This window comes from Micromonospora sp. NPDC049282 (assembly GCF_043197045.1).
Taxonomy (GTDB): domain Bacteria; phylum Actinomycetota; class Actinomycetes; order Mycobacteriales; family Micromonosporaceae; genus Micromonospora.
In genome coordinates, this window is record NZ_JBICSL010000002.1 from 544337 (window position 1) to 562248 (window position 17912).

The following is a 17912-nucleotide window of genomic DNA, read 5'->3' on the forward strand; positions in this document are numbered from 1 at the left end:
GGGGCGGCGCTCATCGCGGCGCGGTGAGCTCACCCGACTCGACCAGGTGACGGGCCACGTCGAGCAGCTTGGTGTTGGTGTGCTGGCTGCTGACGACGAGCAGTCGGAACGACTGTTCACCGGTGAGCCGGTGCCGTTCCATCAGGATGCCCTTGGCCTGGCCGATCAGGTCCCGCGTGCCGAGCGCCTGGGTGAGCTGGGTGATCTGCCGGGCGTCGGACATGGCGATCGCGGCGTGCGCGGCGAACAGCAGGCCGACCTGCTCCGACTCGTCGCCGAACGCGTCGGGCGGCTCGGCGTAGAGGTTCAGCGCGCCGAGGTTGTCGTGCGAGACGTAGAGCTGGAACGACAGCATGCTGCCGAGGCCCAGTTCGGCCACGCCGTGGCTGAACCGGGGCCAGCGCGCGTCGGCCCGCACGTCGGCCACCCGCACGGTCACCTCTTCGTACAGCGACGACAGGCAGGGCCCCTGGTTCGTGTCGTACTGCACCTGGTCGACGTCGCACGGGAGCTGGTGGGTCGTGGCGGTCGTGGAGATCCGGCGCCGGTCCCGGATCTCCGAGATGGCGGCGTGGTCGGCGCCGGGGATGGTGCCGACGGCGGCGCCGACGATCGCGTCGAGCGTGCTCTGCTCGCCCTTCTCGTCCTGCAGACGGCGGGCCAGGTCGACGAGCACCAGACCGAGCCGGTCCAGGTCGGGGCCGCCGTACGCCGTCGACGGCAGGCCGCGTTGGTTCGGCTTCTTCTCGCGCATCTGCCGTCCCTCGCCTCCGCTCGGGCGGCTCCGCTCAGCGAAGCCCTCGGAAGTTGTGACACGTACCCGGTTCCCGGGCGATCGAACAGAAAATCGGGCTCAATCGATGTTAACGTTAACGCGACAAATCGTCGTCGCCGGACATTCGTATGACGTTCTGTCCCGGACGACGAGAGTCCTTCCCGGCTGGACCGAGCTTCCAAGCATTGACGTCACCCGATTGAGGCGCTTAACGTCTGATGTCTACGCCGGGAACCACCCACCACCGCGTTCGGAGGGATCGCCATGTCCCGTCCCCACCTCACCCGCCGCTCCCTGCTGGCCGCCCTCGGCGCGGGCGGAGCCGCGGTCGCCGTCGGCGGCGTCGCCCGTCCGATGCCGGCCACCGCCGCCATCCCCGGCCCGTCCAGCTACGCCGAGACGTGGGCGTCGGTCGGCCAGCACCCGGCCGCGCCCGAGTGGTTCCAGGACGCCAAGTTCGGCATCTACTTCCACTGGGGCGTGTTCAGCGTGCCGGCCTTCGCCAACGAGTGGTACCCGCGCAACATGTACAACAACGGCTCGAACGAGAACAACCACCACAAGGCCGTCTACGGCGACCCGTCGGCGTGGCCCTACCACAACTTCATCAACGGGGCCCGGGACAAGGCCGGCAACCTCGTCCAGTTCGCCCCGAAGCTGCGCTCCGCCGGCGGCAACTTCGACCCCGGCGAGTGGGCCCAGTTGTTCGCCGACGCCGGCGCGCGCTTCGCCGGACCGGTCGCCGAGCACCACGACGGCTTCTCCATGTGGAACAGCCAGGTCAACGAGTGGAACTCGGTCGCCCGCGGCCCCCGGCTCGACCTGCTCCGCCTGCACACCGAGGCGATCCGCGCACGCGGCCTCAAGGTCATGGTCGCGATGCACCACGCGTACAACTTCACCGGCTTCTACCAGTGGGCGCCGCAGCAGTCCGACCCGAGCCTGCGCAAGCTCTACGGCCAGCTCGGCACCGCCGCGCAGGAGCAACTCTGGTACGACAAGCTGCGCGAGGTGGTCGACCAGGCCCAGCCGGACATGATCTGGCAGGACTTCAACCTCACCCGGATCAGCGAGGCGCAACGACTGCGCTTCCTGGCCTACTACTACAACCGGGCCGTGGCGTGGGACAAGGAGGTCGTCGCCACCTACAAGGACGGCCTGGACCTGGGCGGCACGGTCTTCGACTACGAGCGCGGCGGCCCTGCCGCGCTGCGCCAGCCCTACTGGCTCACCGACGACAGCATCAGCAGCTCCAGCTGGTGCTACACGGTGGGGATCGGCTACTACTCGCTCAACCAGATGCTGCACTCGCTGCTCGACCGGGTCAGCAAGAACGGCAACATGGTGCTCAACATCGCGCCGACGGCCGACGGCACCATCCCCGCCGGGCAGCGCAGCATCCTGCTCGCCATCGGCGACTACCTGCGCCGCTTCGGCGAGTCCGTGTACGCCACCCGGGCCTGGACGACGTACGGCGAGGGCCCGACCCAGATGGGCGGCGGATCCTTCAGCACCCCGCGCGCCGGCACCGCGCAGGACATCCGGTTCACCCGCAACAAGGCCAACACCGTGCTGTACGCCACGGTCCTCGGCTGGCCGGGCAGCTCGGTCACCATCACCACGCTCGCCTCGAACCGGATCAACCTGAGCAGCCTGGCCGCCGTGCAACTGCTCGACTCCACCGCCGGCAGCTACGTCAACCTGCCGACCCGCACCCAGGACACCAGCGGTCTGCGGATCACCCTGCCCTCGGCCAACGCGCCGTTCAGCGCGCCCGCGTACGTCATCAAGCTGACCTTCAACGGCACCATCCCGGCACTGGGTGGCGGCACCACCACGTGGCAGCGGATCACGAACGCGACAAACGGCCTGGCACTGGACAGCGGCGGCAACGTCGCCTCCGGGTCGCCGCTGAAGCAGTGGACCTGGGACGGCAGCACCAACCTCCAGTGGCAGCTCGTCGACCTGGGCACCGGCTACCACCGGATCGTCAACCGGACCAACGGGATGGTGGTCGACGGCTTCGGCCGGACCGGTAACGGCGTGGCCGCCGGACAGGCGCCGTGGAACGGCGGCGCCAGTCAGCAGTGGCAGCTCACCGACCAGGGCAACGGGCGGTACCGGATCGCCAACCGGGCGACCGGCCTGGTGCTCGACGGCGGCGGCCAGGTCGCCTCCGGCTCCCCGGTCAAGCAGTGGAGCTGGGACGGCAGCACCAACCTGCAGTGGTCGATCACCGCCGTCTGAACGCCCCCGACGGCCTTCCCGGATGATGGAGGCAGCACCATGACCCGTAGGGCTCTCCTGAGCGCGGGCCTCACCCTGATGCTCGGCGCGTCGGTCGCGTCCGCCGCCGGCTGCGGTGACCGTACGGCGGGCGGCGGGTCGGGCGACGCGCGCCCGGTCGTCGGCGTCGACTACCCGCGTTCCGACACCGACTTCTGGAACTCGTACATCAGGTACGTGCCGCAGTTCGCCGGCGAGCTGAAGGTCGAGCTGAAGACCACCAACTCGCAGAACGACATCGCGAACCTCATCTCCAACGCCCAGACGTTCATGAGCCAGGGCGTCAAGGGCGTGGTGATGGCCCCGCAGGACACCGCGGCCATCGCGCCGACACTCGCTCAACTGGACGGCAAGAAGATTCCGGTGGTCACCATCGACACCCGGCCGGACACCGGCAAGGTCTTCATGGTCGTACGCGCCGACAACCGTGCCTACGGCACGAAGGCGTGCCAGTTCCTCGGCACCAAGCTCGGCGGCAAGGGCAAGGTGGTGATGCTCCAGGGCGGCCTCGACTCGATCAACGGCCGGGACCGCACCGAGGCGTTCGGCGAGTGCATGCGCAAGGACTACCCGGGCATCACCGTGTTCGGCGAGGCCACCGACTGGAAGGCCGACGTGGCCGCGACGAAGTTGCAGACCCGGTTCGCGTCCGACCCGGACGTCAAGGGCGTCTACATGCAGTCCTCGTTCGCGCTGTCGGGCACGCTGCAGATCCTCAAGCAGCGGGGCCTCCAGGTGCCCCCGACCGACCCGAAGCACGTCTTCGTGGTCTCCAACGACGGCATCCCGGAGGAGCTGGCCGACATCGGCAAAGGGCTGATCGACGCCACCGTCAGCCAACCGGCCGACCTGTACGCCCGGTACGGGCTGGAGTACGTCAAGGCCGCGATCGAGGGAAAGACGTTCCGGCCCGGCCCCACCGACCACGACAGCACCATCATCCAGGTCCGGGACGGACTGCTCGAGGACCAGCTACCGGCGCCGCTGGTGACCCTCGACGGGGCGCCGGTCGCGGGTCAGCCCACGGCGAAGTTCGACGACCGCTCGCTGTGGGGCAACCAGGCATGAGCACCGCCCCGCAGACCCTCGACGGCGGGCCGGTCGGCGAGCGCCGGCCCGTCGTCGAGGCGGTGCGTGTCACCAGACGTTTCGGCTCGACGGTCGCCCTCTGCGAGGCGAGCATCGTGGTCCGGCCCGGTGAGACGCACGCGCTGGTCGGCCGCAACGGCGCCGGCAAGTCGACGCTGGTCGGCATCCTCACCGGACTCCAGGCCCCGGACGACGGAGCGGTGGCCTTCGACGGAAGCCCGGCGCCACCGCTGGGCGACCGAGACGCCTGGCGACGGCGGGTGGCCTGCGTCTACCAGAAGTCCACCATCATCCCCACCCTCACCGTCGCGGAGAACCTGTTCCTGAACCGGCACGCCCGGGGACGCGACGGGCTGATCCGCTGGTCCCGCCTGCGCCGCGAGGCGGAGCGGACGCTGGCGGCCTGGTCGGTCGAGGTCGACGTCCGACAGCCCGCCTCGGCGCTCTCGGTGGAGCAACGGCAGTTCGTGGAGATCGCCCGGGCGCTCTCCTTCGGCGCGCGGTTCATCATCCTCGACGAGCCGACCGCGCAGCTCGACGGCGCGGGCATCAACCGGCTGTTCACCCGGATCCGGGACCTGCGCGCGCAGGGGGTGACCTTCCTGTTCATCAGCCACCACCTGCAGGAGATCTACGACATCTGCGACCAGGTCACGGTCTTCCGCGACGCGCGGCACATCCTCACCGCGCCGGTCGCCGAGCTGAGCCGACCGGCGCTGGTGGCGGCGATGACCGGCGAGGACGTGGCCATGCCCAGGGCGGAACACCGGCCGCTGCCGGCCGACGCGCCGGTGCTGCTGTCGGTGCGGGACCTGGTCACCTCGTCCGGCGCCGAGCTGACCATGGAGGCCAGAGCCGGTGAGGTCGTGGGCCTCGCCGGCAGCGGCGGAAGCGGCAAGGTCGAGGCCGCCGAGGCGATCGTCGGGCTGGCCCGGCCGGCGGGCGGAACGGTCACCGTCGACGGGCGCGCGCTGCGCCCGGGAAGCGTGCCCGACGCCCTCGCCGCCGGGGTCGGGCTGGTGCCGCAGGACCGGCACCGCGAGGGCCTGGTGCCGTCGTTGTCCATCGCGGAGAACGTCACCATGACCGTGCCGGACCGCATCTCCCGGTACGGGCTGATCTCCCCGGACCGGCGGGACGCCCTGGCCCGGCGGACCATCGCCGACCTGGCGGTCAAGGCGACCGGACCGCACGTACCGGTCGCCGACCTGTCCGGGGGCAACCAGCAGAAGGTGGTGATGGGCCGCGCACTGGCCGGCGATCCGAAGCTGCTGGTCCTCATCGCGCCGACCGCCGGCGTCGACGTGCGGTCCAAGCAGACGCTGCTCGGCGTGGTGGCGGACGTACGCCGTCGCGGCGCCGCCGTGCTGGTCGTCTCCGACGAACTCGACGACCTGCGGATCTGCGATCGCGTGCTGGTCATGTTCCAGGGCCGGGTCGTCGGCGAGCTGGCGCCCGGCTGGAGCGACAACGACCTGGTAGCCGCCATGGAAGGGGTGGATCTCCACCATGTCTGAGACGGTGTCCACCGCCACCCCGTCCCCCGCCGCGCCGCCGGCGCCACCGGCGTCCTCGTCGCGGAGCCTGGCCGTCGCCCGGCTGCGCGACCTGGCGCTGGTGCCGGCGATCGTCGCGGTCGCGATCGTCGGGTGGATCGTCAGTCCGGTCTTCCTCAGCACCGACAACATCATCAACGTGCTGCAGAGCATGTCGGAGATCGCCATCGTGGTCCTCGCGCAGACCATCGTGCTGATCGCCGGCAGGATGGACCTGTCGCTGGAGTCGACGTTCGGTCTCGCGCCGGGCATCGCGGCCTGGCTGACCGTCGACCCCGCGCTCACCCGCGGGCTCGGGCTCGACCTGCTGCCCGGCGCCTGGGCGGTGCCGGTGGTGCTGCTCGTCGGCGCGCTCGTCGGCGCCTTCAACGGGCTGCTCATCGTGCGCTTCGGGCTCAACGGGTTCATCGTCACGCTGGGCATGCTGATCGTGCTGCGCGGGCTGCTCACCGGCATCTCCGGCGGGCAGACGTTCTTCGCGCTGCCGGAGTCGATGACCTACCTCGGCTCGACCAGCTGGCTCGGCGTGCCGGCGTCCATCTGGGTGTCGCTGCTGCTCTTCGCCGCCGGGATCGTCGTCCTCGGCTTCACCCGCGCCGGCCGGGCGCTCTACGCGATCGGCGGCAACACCGACGCGGCCCGCGCGGCGGGCATCCGGACCGACCGGGTGCTGTGGATCGCCCTCGTGGTGGCGAGCGTCCTCGCCGCGCTCGCCGGCCTGCTGATCAGCGGCCGGCTCGCGGCGGTGCCGGCCGCCCAGGGCAGCGGCGCCATCTTCCAGGTCTTCGCGGCAGCGGTGATCGGCGGCGTCAGTCTCAACGGCGGCCGGGGCAGCGTCTTCGGCGCGTTCACCGGCGTCCTGCTGCTCTTCATGATCATTAATGTGCTGACCCTGGCCGGGGTGCCCGCGCAGTGGACCAACTTCCTCAACGGCACGGTCATCCTGGTGGCCCTCGTGGTCTCGCGCATCACCGGCGGCAAGGCACAGACATGAGTCCGTCCGATCCCCAGGAGACCCGGTGAGCGAACGCATCACGTCCGTAGAAGCCATCGACGTACGGTTCCCGACGTCTGTCCAGCGGGACGGGTCGGACGCGATGAACCCCTTCCCCGACTACTCCGCCGCGTACGTCATCTTGCGCACCTCGGCCGGCGCGGAGGGCCACGGCCTGGTGTTCACCGTCGGGCGGGGCACCGAGATCCAGGTCGCGGCGCTGCGCTCGCTGGCGCCCATGGTGGTCGGGGAGCCGGTCGACCGGCTGCTCGCCGACCCCGGCGCGCTGTCCCGCCGGCTGGTCGGCGACAGCCAGATCCGCTGGCTGGGCCCGGAGAAGGGCGTGGTGCACATGGCCGCCGGCGGGCTGGTCAACGCGGTGTGGGACCTCGCCGCCCGCCGGGCCGGGCAGCCGCTGTGGCGCCTGCTCGCCGACCTCTCCCCGGAGCAGGTGGTGGGCCAGGTCGACTTCCGCTACCTGCGCGACGCCCTCACCGAGGACGACGCGCTGGGACTGCTCCGGGCCGCCCGCGACGGGCGCGCCGACCGGGAGCGCCGGCTGCTGGCCGAGGGCTACCCGGCCTACACCACGACGCCGGGCTGGCTGGGCTACGACGACGACAAGCTGGCCCGCCTCTGCGCGGAGGCGGTCGGCGCGGGTTTCCGCCTGATCAAGCTCAAGGTCGGCGCCGACCTGGGCGAGGACGTCCGCCGACTGGGCATCGCCCGGCGGGCGGTCGGGCCGGACGTGCGCATCGCGGTCGACGCCAACCAGGTCTGGGGCGTGCCCGAGGCGATCCGGTGGATGCGCGCGCTGGCGCCCTTCGACCCGTACTGGATCGAGGAGCCGACCTCACCGGACGACGTGCTCGGGCACGCCGCCGTCCGCGCGGCCCTGACGCCGGTGAAGGTCGCCACCGGCGAGCACGCGCACAACGCGGTGATGTTCAAGCAGTTGTTGCAGGCCGGCGCCGTCGACGTGGTGCAGATCGACGCCTGCCGGGTCGCCGGCGTCAACGAGAACCTGGCGATCCTGCTGCTCGCCGCGAAGTTCGGCGTGCCGGTCTGCCCGCACGCCGGCGGGGTGGGGTTGTGCGAGCTGGTGCAGCACCTGGCCATGTTCGACTTCGTCGCGCTCAGCGGCAGCACCGAGGACCGGGCCATCGAGTACGTCGACCACCTGCACGAGCACTTCACCGACCCGGTGGTCGTCCGCGACGGCCGGTACCGCGCGCCGAGCGCGCCGGGCATGAGCGCGGAGATCCTGGCCGGCTCGCGGGCCGACTACCGGTTCCCCGGCGGCGCGCGGTGGACGACGGTCGGCGCGGCCCGCGCATGATCGTCGACGCGCACCACCATCTGTGGCGACCGGAGCACGGGTACGCCTGGCTCGACGCGCCCGAACTGGCCGCCATCCGCCGTCCCTTCACCCCGGCGGACCTGACCGCCGAGCTGGCCGCGTCCGGTGTGGACGGCACCGTGCTGGTGGAGGGTGGGCGCTGCCACCGCGACGAGGCGGCCGAGTTCCTCGGGTACGCGGCCGACACGCCACCGATCCTCGGGGTGGTGACCTGGCTCGACGTCGCGGCCGACGACGTCCCGGCCACCATCGGCCGCCAACGGGAGCTGCGCGGCGGCGACTTCCTGGTCGGGGTGCGCTCCCAGGTGCAGGCCGAGGCGGACCCGGACTACCTGGACCGGCCCGAGGTGCGGCGTGGCCTCGCCCAGGTCGCCGCCGCCGGCCTCGTGTTCGACCTGGTGATCCGCGCCGACCAGTTGCCGGCGGCGGCCCGGGCCGCCCGCGCGGTGCCCGAACTCCGCCTGGTGCTCGACCATCTCGGCAAGCCCCGCATCGACCGGGGAGACGCGGGGCTGCGCGACTGGCGGGACCCGCTCGCCGCGCTGGCGGCCCATCCCAACGTGACCGGCAAGCTGTCCGGACTGGTCACCGAGGCCGCGCCGCGCTGGTCACCGGCCGACCTGGCACCGTTCGTCGAGGCGGCCGTCGACGAATTCGGGCCGGATCGTCTGATGTTCGGCTCCGACTGGCCGGTCTGTCTGCTCCGGTCCGACTACCCGGGGGTGCGCCGCGCGCTGGAGAGCGCGCTGCCGCCGTTGCCGACGCGGCACCGGCAGGAGATCTTCGCCGGCACCGCCGTGCGCACCTACGGCCTGACCGGACCACCGACGTGACCCCGGACGCCGGCCCTCACGCGTCCGCCGCCTTGGCGGCGAGCACCGTACGCAACCACGCCTCGGAGGTGTTCACATGCATCAACGCGCTGGCCTGGGCGAGCAGTTGGTCCCGCGACCGCAGGGCGAGATAGATCGCGTGGTGCTCCTCGATCGTCTGGTGCGCGGCGTTCGCCTCGATCAACCCGCGCCACACCCGGGCCCGCAGCGTGCGGCCGGAGAGCCCGTCCAGCAGCGACGTCAGCGTCTCGTTGCCGGTGGTCGCGACCACGGTGTGGTGGAAGGCGGTGTCGAAGGTGATCAGCTTCTCGGCGTCGCCGGCCGCCGCGCGCATGTCCTCCAGGATCCGGGCCAGCTCGTCGAGCCGGGTGTCGGTGATCCGCAGCGCCGCCAGGCCGGTCGCCACCGGCTCCAGCATCCGGCGTACCTCCATCACCTCGAGCAGCGTGTCGTCGCGCAACAGCTCCACCGCGACGCCGAGGCCCTCCAGCAGCAGCCGGGGGGCGAGGCTGGTGACGTACGTGCCGTCGCCGCGTCGCACGTCGAGCACCCGGGCCGACTCGAGCACCTTCACCGCTTCCCGGACGCCGCTGCGCGACAGGCCCATCTGTGCCGCCAGTTGCGGCTCCGGTGGCAGCCGGGCCCCCGGAGGCAGTTCGCCGCTGGAGATCATGCCGCGGAGCCTCGCGATCGCGTCGTCGGTCAGTGCCATTCACGCCCCCTCCGGATCGGTCCTCGGTGGGCGGTCGCCCCGACCGCGTCACCGGTGGTGCGCCCCGGCGACGCCCCCCACTATAGAGACGTCGGATCTCTGGCCGGGTCGTGGCGGGACCGGCCGAGGGGGGTGTGACCGCGATGCGTTACCGCCCGCTCGGCCGGACCGGCCTGGAGGTGTCGATGCTCGGTTACGGAGCCTCCCCGCTCGGTGGGGTCTTCGGCCACGTCGACGAGCGGGACGGCGTCCGCGCCGTCCGTACCGCCCTCGACCTGGGGGTGAACATCATCGACGTGTCGCCCTACTACGGCGCCACGGTCGCCGAGACGGTGCTCGGCCGGGCGCTGCGCGGCGTCGACCGCTCCGGCTACGTCCTGGCCACGAAGGTCGGCCGGTACGGCGAAGCGGCGTTCGACTTCTCCGCCGCGCGGGTCACCGCGAGCGTCGAGGGGAGCCTGGCCCGGCTCGGCACCGACCACCTGGACCTCGTCCAGTGCCACGACATCGAGTTCGGCGACCTGGACCAGATCGTCACCGAGACGCTGCCGGCGCTCGACGCGCTGCGCGCGGCGGGGAAGGTCCGGTTCCTGGGCGTCACCGGCTACCCGCTGGCGGCGCTCACCCGGGTCGCGGCGGCGACGCCGGTGGACACCGTGCTGTCCTACTGCCGCTACACGCTGCTGGACCGCGCGTTGGCCGACTGCGCACCCGGCTTCGCCGCCCTCGGCGCCGCGGTGATGAACGCGTCGCCGCTGGCCATGGGGCTGCTCTCGCGCCGGGGCGCGCCGGACTGGCATCCGGCGCCGGCGTCGGTGCGGCGGGCCGCGGTGGCCGCGGCCGACCTCTGCGACCGGCGCGGCGTCGACATCGCCCAGGTGGCGCTCAGCTTCGCCGCCGCCCCGCCGGAGTTCGCCACCACCTTCGTCGGCTCGGCGAGCGCCGGGAACATGGCCCGCAACGTGCGCTGGGCGCTGTCCGAGCCGGACCCCGAGCTGCTGCGCGACGTGGAGCGGCTGCTGGCGCCGGTGCTCGGCCACGCCTGGCCCAGCGGCCGGCCGGAGAACGACCCGCCCACCGAGAGGACGTGACGTGCCACGACCAGGCGACACCGAGGAGGCGGCGTGAACCGCAGCGCGCACTACGTCGGCGGGCGGAGCTTCGTCGTCGAGGACACCCCGTCGGTGCCGCCGGGGCCCGGCGAGGTCCGCATCGCCGTGGCGTACACCGGCATCTGCGGCACCGACCTGCACATCGCGCACGGCGCGATGGACCAGCGGGTACGCGTGCCCGCGGTGCTCGGGCACGAGATGTCCGGCCGGATCGCCGAGCTCGGGCCGGGCGTCCAGGCGCACCGGGTGGGCGATCCGGTGACCGTGATGCCGTTGGACTGGTGCGGGCGGTGCCCGGCGTGCCGCTCCGGTCACCAGCACGTCTGCCACCGGCTCACCTTCGTCGGCGTCGACGCGCCGGGCGCGATGCAGCGCTCCTGGACGGTCCCGGAGCGCATCGTGGTGCCGCTGCCCGCGGACCTGCCCCTGGCGCGGGCGGCGCTGGTGGAGCCGACCGCGGTGGCCGTGCACGACGTCCGCCGTTCCCGGCTCACCGCCGGCGAGCACGCGGTCGTCATCGGCGCCGGACCGGTGGGGCTGCTCATCGGCTCGGTGGCCCGGGCGGCCGGTGCCACGGTGACGGTGCTGGAGATCGATCCGAGCCGCCGCGCGCTCGCCGCCGACCTCGGGCTCACCACGCTGAACCCGGCGGCGGCCGACGTGGTGGAGGCGATCCGGGAGGCGACCGCCGGGGCCGGCGCGGACGTGGTGTTCGAGGTGTCCGGCTCGGCCACCGGCGTACGTCTCGCCACCGACCTGCTCGCGGTGCGCGGACGGCTGGTGGTGGTGGCGATCCATCCCCAGCCCCGGCAGGTGGACCTGCACCGGGTCTTCTGGCGCGAGCTGGAGCTGATCGGCGTCCGGGTGTACGAGCCCGACGACTACGCCGAGGCGGTCCGCCTGGTGCACGGCGAGCTGGTGCCCGCCGACCGGCTCATCTCCCGGATCGTGCCGCTGGACGAGGTGACGCGGGCGTTCGAGGCGCTGGCCGCCGGCGGGGACGTGAAGGTGCTCGTCGACTGTGGAGGCGGCGCGTGAGTCCGTTCGATCTGAGCGGCCGGCTGGCGGTGGTCACCGGCTGCCGGCGTGGCATCGGCCTGGCCATGGCGGAGGCCCTGGCCGCGGCCGGCGCCGACGTGGTTGGGGTGAGCGCCGCGCTGGAGGAGACCGGCAGCGCGGTGGCGGAGCGGGTGGCGGCGCACGGTCGCACGTTCGTGCCGCGCCGCGCGGACCTGTCCGACCGGGCCGCGGTGCGCGAACTCGCCGGCTGGCTGCTCGCGCGCGGCCCGGTCGACATCCTGGTCAACAACGCCGGCACGATCCGCCGCGCGCCGGCGGCCGAGCACTCCGACGACGACTGGGACCACGTCCTTCAGGTGGACCTCTCCGCGCCGTTCGTGCTGGCCCGGGAGGTCGGCCGGGACATGGTCCGGCGCGGCGCCGGAAAAATCATCTTCACCGCGTCGATGCTCAGTTTCCAGGGCGGCGTGACCGTGCCGGGGTACGCGGCGGCGAAGTCCGGGATCGCCGGGCTGACCCGGGCGCTGGCCAACGAGTGGGCGGGGCACGGGGTCAACGTGAACGCGATCGCGCCCGGCTACATCGACACGGACAACACCCGGGCGCTACGCGAGCAGCCGGCGCGGAACCGGGCGATCCTGGACCGGATCCCGGCCGGCCGCTGGGGCCGGCCGGACGACCTCGCCGGCGTGACCGTCTTCCTCGCCTCCGACGCGGCGGCCTACGTGCACGGCGCGGTGATCCCGGTGGACGGCGGCTGGCTGGCGCGCTGAGCTGAGCCGGCCAGCCGTGTCGCCGGCGGATCAGCGGGCCGACCGCGTCGGCACGTCGCGCCGCCGCGCTGATTCGTCAATGTAACGTTGACGGATGACCCCGGAACTGACCGGCCTGGCCGGGATCGCGACCGCCCGCGCCCGTCTGGACGACCGGGAACTGGAGCTGATCGACCGCGCCCGCCACGACGGCGCCACCTGGGCGCAGATCGCCGACGCCCTGGGGCTGAGCAGCCGGCAGGCCGCCGAGCAGCGCCGGCAACGACTGGTGGCGGCCCGCCGCTCGCGGTTGGGGCGACTCGACCGGGCCTGGTCGGCCGAGGTGGTGGCGCTACGGTCGGCCGTCGCCGACCTGGATCGGTGGATCGGGGCGGACCGGGCCTGGGACGGCCGGTTCCGCCGGGCGGCGCTGGTGCGCAGCACGTCCGCCTCCGCTCTGGACGCCGCGCCGGGACCGCTGTTCGCGCTGGCCGCGTACCTCGTCGGCGACCTGGCCGAGGTCGGACCGCGACTGCCGGCGCCGGCCCGTGAGGCCGCCCGGCGGATCGCGGTCGCCCTGTCAACAGGAGATTGACATGCGTTCACAGCATTGCGTCAGTAGCGCTCAGGAATCGAGGATATGAGCCTTCCCCGCTCAACCTCGGAGGGCTCATGCGCCGCAACGCCGTGCTGTTCGTGGCCATCTCGCTGCTGTCCGGGCTGGGCGGCAGCGCCATGGCGCTGGTCGCCGGCATCTGGGTGCTCGACCTCACCGGCTCCACCGGGCTGGCCGCGCTCGCCGGGCTCTGCGTCTACGCTCCGGTGCTGGCCGGCCCCTGGCTCGCCGGCCGTGCACGCCGGCGGCCGGCCACCGCTCGTCGTCGCCGCGGCGGCGTGCCTGGCCGCCGCGCTGGTCGCGGTCGCCCCGCCCGGGCGGCGCCGTCAACCCGGGTCGGACGCCGGCCGGCGGGACAGGTGGCACGGTGTCGGACACGCTCCCGCGGCCCGGGACGTCCCTTGACCCAACCGGGAACGGCTCGTACTTTGCGCCGATGTGGACCGACGGCACGTTCGCCAATCCCGTGATCGCCGGCTTCCACCCGGATCCCAGCGTCTGCCGGGTCGGTGCGGACTACTACCTGGCCTGCTCCAGCTTCGAGTACTTCCCCGGCGTGCCCGTCTTCCACAGCCGGGACCTGGTGCACTGGGCACAGATCGGCAACGCGCTGGACCGGCCCGGCCAGCTGGACCTGCCGGCGAGCACGCCGTCGTCCGCCGGCGTGTACGCGCCGACACTGCGCCACCACGACGGGCGCTTCTGGCTGATCGTCACCGTCTGCGCGGACGGCGGCGGTAACCTCCTCGTCACCGCCACCGACCCCGCCGGCCCCTGGTCGGACCCGATCCGGCTGCCCGGCGTGCCCGGCATCGACCCCGACCTCGCCTGGGACGACGACGGCAGCGCGTGGTGCACCTACGCCGGCATCGCACAGGTGCGCCTCGACCCGGAGACCGGGCGGACCCTCGGGCCGCCGCGCCGGCTGTGGTCCGGCGCGCCGGGCGCGCAGGCCCCGGAGGCGCCGCACCTCTACCGGATCGGCGAGCACTGGTACCTGCTGATCGCCGAGGGCGGCACCGAACGCGGGCACGCGGTCTCGATCGCCCGCGCGAGCGCGCCCGACGGCCCGTACCAGCCGTGCCCGGCCAACCCGATCCTGACCCACCGGGGCACGAACAAGCCGATCCAGAACACCGGGCACGCCGACCTGGTCGAGGCCGCCGACGGCTCGTGGTGGCTGGTGCTGCTCGGCGTACGCCCCGGCGGCGGCACGCCCGGCTGGCACGTACTCGGCCGGGAGACGTTCCTCGCGCCGGTGACCTGGACCGACGGCTGGCCGGTCGTCGGCGACCTCGCCCCGGTCATGGCCGCGCCGCCGTGGCCCGCGCGGCCCGTGCCGCCGCCGCCCGCACGCGACGACTTCGACGGCGACCGGCTGCACCCACGGTGGATCTCGGTGCGCTCCCGGCCGGCCGACGCCTGGTCGCTGACCGACCGCCCGGGCTGGCTGACGCTGCGGGCGCGCGGCACGTCGCCGGACGCGCCGGACGTGACCTTCGTCGGCCGCCGCCAGGAACACCAGGCGTGCCGCGTGCGTACCCTCGTCGACCCGGCCGCCGGGCGCGGCGGTCTCGCGGTACGCCTGGACGAGCGGCACCACTACGACGTCGAGGTCGGCGACGGCGAGGTGCGGGTCGTCGCGCGGATCGGATCGGTGCGCTCCACCACCGCCACCCGGCCGGCGCCGGCCGGACCGGTCCGGCTCCGGGTCGACGTGCTCGGCCCGGCGCCCGGCGACTGGCACCCGGGCAAGGAGCCCGACCTGCTCCGGCTCGGCGTCGAGCACGCGGACGGGACGTACGACGTGCTGGCCGAACTCGACGGCCGCTACCTGTCGACCGAGGTCGCGGGCGGCTTCACCGGCCGCGTCGTCGGCATGTACGCGGCGGCCGGCACGGTCGCGTTCGACTGGTTCGACTACGAACCGGGGAACCCGGTCGCGGCGGGGTCGTAGCGGTCGACCGGGCCGCACGCGGAGGTCATGCGGCCGTCCCGGCGGTGGCGGCGCGCCGCCGCCGGACGACGACGCCGACCACGTTGAGGGCGGCGCCCCAGAGCAGCGCTGCCGTCGCCCACCGCGCCCACCCCACGCCCCCCGACCCTTCGGCGAGAACCCCCCGCAGGGCCCCGTACGGGGTGAGCCAGTCGCGGGCCGCGCCCAGCGGCGTGAGCAACGCGTACGCCCCGAGCGGCAGCACGATCGTGGCCGGGCAGCCCCACCACGGCCGGGCGATCAGCAGCCCCAGCCCGGTGCCGACGAGCTGCGCGAGCACCTGCGCCGACACACCCGCCACGGCGATCCCGCCGAGATTCGCCCACGGGTCGGGCGCGGTGGACCCGGACACGGCCGGCGCGGCGACGGAGATCGCGTCGCCGGCCAGCCCCGCGGCCACCGCGATCAGCGTCGCTCCGGCGAGCGTGGGCAGCACCGGCGCGCCGGGTGTCCGCCGGAGGTCGTTCGCGAGCAGGACGCCGACGAACGGCAGCGGGACGGAGATGAACGCGTGCACCGGCTCGCCGAACGTGGCGGCGGTGCGCTCCGCCGCCGGGAGCCCGGCCATGAGCGCCACGGCCGCGAGGACCCCGACCCCGACGGTCACCAGCAGCAGGACCCGGCGGCCCCGGGTACCGACCGCACGCCGCAGCGTGCCGACGATCGTCTCGTTCGTTGCCACGTGATCCTCCACATCGTGCGATCGACCCGGTTGACGATCGCCGACGGAACCGCACCAGGGCACGAGCCGGAGGAACCGTCCGCGCCCCTACTTTGGTAGCTACCGCCGTCGCCCGTACCGCCTAGGCTGCCGCCATGGCCGCCGCGCTGTTCGCCCTGCTCGTGCCGGACCCGACGAGCGACCGGGCGGGCGCGCGTCACCGCCTCGCCGACGGCCTGGCGGTCACCGTGGCGCTCGGTTACGGCCTGACGATGCTGCGGATCGGCGACGCGACCGCGGCCGGCGCGGCGATCCCGTGGCCGCTCGACGTGCTGATCGGCGTGCTCTGCGCCGTCCCGTTGCTGGCCCGGCGACGCCGGCCGGTGGCCGTGCTGCTGGCGCTGCTGCCGTTCGGCGCGATCTCGGTGACCGCGACCGGGCCGATCCTGGCCGCGCTGTTCACCGCGGCGATCCGCCACCGGGCCCGGCTGCTGTTCACGCTGGGCGCGGTGCACGTCGGCACCGGCGTGATCTACTTCCTGCTGCAGCACGACCCGCCGTACCCGGTCTGGGTGGACGTCGTCCTGCGCGCGGTGACCGGCGCCGCGGCGATCGGCTGGGGTCAGTTCGTGCAGGCGTACCGGCGGCTCACCGAGTCGCTGCGCTCGCACGCCGCGCGGTTGCAGGCCGAGCAGCACCTCCGCGTCGACCAGGCGCGGCTCACCGAACGGGCCCGGATCGCCCGGGAGATGCACGACGTGCTGGCGCACCGGATGTCGTTGATCAGCCTGCACGCGGGCGCGCTCGAGGTGCGTACCGATGCCCGACCCGACGAGATCGCGATCGCGGCCGGCGCGATCCGGTCCAGCGCGCACGAGGCGCTCGAGGAGCTGCGGGCCGTGGTCGGTGTCGCGGACCGGCCGGAGCCGCCGCAGCCCGGGCTCGCCGACGTGCCGGAGCTGGTGGCCAGCGCCCGCGAGGCGGGGATGCTGGTGGACTTCGCCGACGAGGTGACCGGGGACGATCCGCCGACGATGGTGGGGCGGACGGTCTACCGGATCACGCAGGAGGCGCTGACCAACGCGCGCCGGCACGGCAGCGACGCGAGCGCGGCGATCCGGCTGGCCGGCCGGCCCGGCGATGGGTTGCGCGTCGTGGTGGTCAATCCGTCCGCGCCGGGGAGCGGACGCGCCGGACGGCCGGGTGGGATGGGACTGGTCGGCATCGGCGAGCGGGTGGCGCTGGCCGGCGGCCGGGTGCGGTACGGCGCGGCGGACGGGGAGTACCGGCTCGAGGCGTGGCTGCCGTGGCCGGCGTGACCGGCGCACCCGGCGGCCCGCGCCCCGGCGAAGGGCACCACCGGCGTTCCCGGTCGGGGTGGCATGCTCACCGACTGCCTCATCGACGGCAACCTGCGCGACGGGGTGAGCATCGGCAACACCCGGGGCCCCTACACCGTGCGGGGCAACCGGATCACCGGCAACGGCCGCTTCGGCTACCACCACCAGGATCTCGGCGAGGGCAACCGGGCCGTCGCCGAGGAGATCGTCATCGAGAGCAACGACATCTGGGGCAACAGCCTCGACGGCATCCGCTCCGACCGGCCGGTGCGGGACACCGTCATCATCAACAACCGGCTCCGCAACAACGGCCGTCAGTGCGCGCCGGCCGTCGAGGGCGGCGGCGAGTCGGTCCGCTACACCGAGAACACGCTCGTCGACCAGCACGCCGGCTGGCCGGAGGACGGCCACCGGGGCAAGGTCCTGCGGGTCGACGGGCGCTTCGCGGTGGTCGCCAGCAACGACGAGACGACGCTCGTGCTGGCCCCCAACCGTCCCGGCATCGACAGCGTGTGGAGTGCCGACATCCCCACCCCCGGCACGCCCTACGAGCTGCCGGCGGCGCCGGACGACCGGGCCGGGCTCACCCTGAACGCCAGCTGCGACTCGGTCACCATCCGGGGGAACCTCATCCGGGACAGCGGCTCCGGCACCCAGACCGCCGGCATCTGGATCACCGAACGCGGCAGTTGTCTGAACTGCCGGGTGGTGGAGAACGACCTCGACGGCAACCGCGTGGCGATCCGGGCCGACACGTCGGCCGTGGGTGGGCACTGGGCGAACAACCACGGCGACCAGTGAGGGACGGGC

At 73.4% G+C, this 17912-nt stretch carries 16 protein-coding genes; 13 read left to right on the forward strand and 3 right to left on the reverse strand.

Translation table 11 applies throughout. From position 1 onward, the window contains the following. Window positions 1-10 precede the first annotated feature (10 nt). On the reverse strand, window positions 11-754 hold the full coding sequence (locus ACGFI2_RS06270) for a GAF and ANTAR domain-containing protein (protein ID WP_393511486.1): 744 nt from the start codon (window positions 752-754) through the stop codon (window positions 11-13). Window positions 755-1039: 285 nt separating this feature from the next. Here ACGFI2_RS06270 and ACGFI2_RS06275 point away from each other — a divergent pair, with 285 nt between their 5' ends. From ACGFI2_RS06275 to ACGFI2_RS06300, 6 genes are read left to right on the forward strand one after another with little or no spacing between them, the layout of a single operon-like run. Beyond that, window positions 1040-3022 (forward strand): alpha-L-fucosidase, encoded by a 1983-nt coding sequence (locus ACGFI2_RS06275; RefSeq protein WP_393511489.1) that lies wholly within the window; start codon window positions 1040-1042, stop codon window positions 3020-3022. A gap of 39 nt (window positions 3023-3061) precedes the next feature. Beyond that, entirely contained in the window at window positions 3062-4129 is a 1068-nt protein-coding gene (locus ACGFI2_RS06280) for a sugar ABC transporter substrate-binding protein (protein ID WP_393511492.1), read from the forward strand. Continuing rightward, entirely contained in the window at window positions 4126-5667 is a 1542-nt protein-coding gene (locus ACGFI2_RS06285) for a sugar ABC transporter ATP-binding protein (RefSeq protein ID WP_393511495.1), read from the forward strand. The genes ACGFI2_RS06280 and ACGFI2_RS06285 overlap by 4 nt, the downstream gene beginning before the upstream one ends. Further along, window positions 5660-6700, forward strand: coding sequence for an ABC transporter permease (locus ACGFI2_RS06290; RefSeq protein ID WP_393511498.1), 1041 nt, complete (start codon window positions 5660-5662; stop codon window positions 6698-6700). The genes ACGFI2_RS06285 and ACGFI2_RS06290 overlap by 8 nt, the downstream gene beginning before the upstream one ends. A gap of 25 nt (window positions 6701-6725) precedes the next feature. Beyond that, the gene (locus ACGFI2_RS06295; protein ID WP_393511501.1) at window positions 6726-8039 is read left to right on the forward strand and encodes an enolase C-terminal domain-like protein; all 1314 of its coding nucleotides are present in this window, start codon (window positions 6726-6728) and stop codon (window positions 8037-8039) included. Then, window positions 8036-8893 (forward strand): amidohydrolase family protein, encoded by an 858-nt coding sequence (locus tag ACGFI2_RS06300; protein ID WP_393511504.1) that lies wholly within the window; start codon window positions 8036-8038, stop codon window positions 8891-8893. The genes ACGFI2_RS06295 and ACGFI2_RS06300 overlap by 4 nt, the downstream gene beginning before the upstream one ends. Before the next feature lie 16 nt (window positions 8894-8909). Here ACGFI2_RS06300 and ACGFI2_RS06305 read toward each other — a convergent pair whose 3' ends face one another. Then, the gene (locus ACGFI2_RS06305) at window positions 8910-9605 is read right to left on the reverse strand and encodes a FadR/GntR family transcriptional regulator (protein WP_393511507.1); all 696 of its coding nucleotides are present in this window, start codon (window positions 9603-9605) and stop codon (window positions 8910-8912) included. 143 nt (window positions 9606-9748) lie between these two features. Here ACGFI2_RS06305 and ACGFI2_RS06310 point away from each other — a divergent pair, with 143 nt between their 5' ends. From ACGFI2_RS06310 to ACGFI2_RS06330, 5 genes are all read left to right on the forward strand, one after another. Then, window positions 9749-10696, forward strand: coding sequence for an aldo/keto reductase (locus ACGFI2_RS06310; protein ID WP_393511510.1), 948 nt, complete (start codon window positions 9749-9751; stop codon window positions 10694-10696). A gap of 33 nt (window positions 10697-10729) precedes the next feature. Further along, on the forward strand, window positions 10730-11755 hold the full coding sequence (locus ACGFI2_RS06315; RefSeq protein ID WP_393511513.1) for a zinc-binding dehydrogenase: 1026 nt from the start codon (window positions 10730-10732) through the stop codon (window positions 11753-11755). Further along, window positions 11752-12510 (forward strand): SDR family oxidoreductase, encoded by a 759-nt coding sequence (locus ACGFI2_RS06320; RefSeq protein ID WP_393511516.1) that lies wholly within the window; start codon window positions 11752-11754, stop codon window positions 12508-12510. The genes ACGFI2_RS06315 and ACGFI2_RS06320 overlap by 4 nt, the downstream gene beginning before the upstream one ends. A 94-nt stretch (window positions 12511-12604) precedes the next feature. Continuing rightward, window positions 12605-13084, forward strand: coding sequence for a hypothetical protein (locus ACGFI2_RS06325; protein WP_393511519.1), 480 nt, complete (start codon window positions 12605-12607; stop codon window positions 13082-13084). Between the two features lie 457 nt (window positions 13085-13541). After that, complete coding sequence (locus ACGFI2_RS06330; RefSeq protein WP_393511522.1) at window positions 13542-15062, forward strand: glycoside hydrolase family 43 protein; 1521 nt, start codon at window positions 13542-13544, stop codon at window positions 15060-15062. Between the two features lie 25 nt (window positions 15063-15087). Here ACGFI2_RS06330 and ACGFI2_RS06335 read toward each other — a convergent pair whose 3' ends face one another. Next, window positions 15088-15783, reverse strand: coding sequence for a hypothetical protein (locus tag ACGFI2_RS06335; RefSeq protein WP_393511525.1), 696 nt, complete (start codon window positions 15781-15783; stop codon window positions 15088-15090). A gap of 134 nt (window positions 15784-15917) precedes the next feature. On the opposite strand from ACGFI2_RS06335, the gene ACGFI2_RS06340 reads away from it, so the two are divergent. Then, window positions 15918-17081: a sensor histidine kinase gene (locus tag ACGFI2_RS06340; protein WP_393511528.1), complete on the forward strand. Its 1164-nt coding sequence runs from the start codon at window positions 15918-15920 to the stop codon at window positions 17079-17081. A gap of 63 nt (window positions 17082-17144) precedes the next feature. After that, window positions 17145-17903: a right-handed parallel beta-helix repeat-containing protein gene (locus ACGFI2_RS06345; protein WP_393511531.1), complete on the forward strand. Its 759-nt coding sequence runs from the start codon at window positions 17145-17147 to the stop codon at window positions 17901-17903. The last annotated feature ends 9 nt before the right edge of the window (window positions 17904-17912 follow it).

What these genes read in the sequence shown, in the direction of transcription:
- ACGFI2_RS06345 (WP_393511531.1), top strand. Translation starts at nt 17,145, where the DNA reads ATGCTCACCGACTGCCTCATCGACGGCAACCTGCGCGACGGGGTGAGC.
- ACGFI2_RS06290 (WP_393511498.1), top strand. Translation starts at nt 5,660, where the DNA reads ATGTCTGAGACGGTGTCCACCGCCACCCCGTCCCCCGCCGCGCCGCCG.
- ACGFI2_RS06330 (WP_393511522.1), top strand. Translation starts at nt 13,542, where the DNA reads ATGTGGACCGACGGCACGTTCGCCAATCCCGTGATCGCCGGCTTCCAC.
- ACGFI2_RS06275 (WP_393511489.1), top strand. Translation starts at nt 1,040, where the DNA reads ATGTCCCGTCCCCACCTCACCCGCCGCTCCCTGCTGGCCGCCCTCGGC.
- ACGFI2_RS06270 (WP_393511486.1), bottom strand. Translation starts at nt 754, where the DNA reads ATGCGCGAGAAGAAGCCGAACCAACGCGGCCTGCCGTCGACGGCGTAC.
- ACGFI2_RS06310 (WP_393511510.1), top strand. Translation starts at nt 9,749, where the DNA reads ATGCGTTACCGCCCGCTCGGCCGGACCGGCCTGGAGGTGTCGATGCTC.
- ACGFI2_RS06280 (WP_393511492.1), top strand. Translation starts at nt 3,062, where the DNA reads ATGACCCGTAGGGCTCTCCTGAGCGCGGGCCTCACCCTGATGCTCGGC.
- ACGFI2_RS06325 (WP_393511519.1), top strand. Translation starts at nt 12,605, where the DNA reads ATGACCCCGGAACTGACCGGCCTGGCCGGGATCGCGACCGCCCGCGCC.
- ACGFI2_RS06285 (WP_393511495.1), top strand. Translation starts at nt 4,126, where the DNA reads ATGAGCACCGCCCCGCAGACCCTCGACGGCGGGCCGGTCGGCGAGCGC.
- ACGFI2_RS06305 (WP_393511507.1), bottom strand. Translation starts at nt 9,605, where the DNA reads ATGGCACTGACCGACGACGCGATCGCGAGGCTCCGCGGCATGATCTCC.
- ACGFI2_RS06300 (WP_393511504.1), top strand. Translation starts at nt 8,036, where the DNA reads ATGATCGTCGACGCGCACCACCATCTGTGGCGACCGGAGCACGGGTAC.
- ACGFI2_RS06340 (WP_393511528.1), top strand. Translation starts at nt 15,918, where the DNA reads ATGGCCGCCGCGCTGTTCGCCCTGCTCGTGCCGGACCCGACGAGCGAC.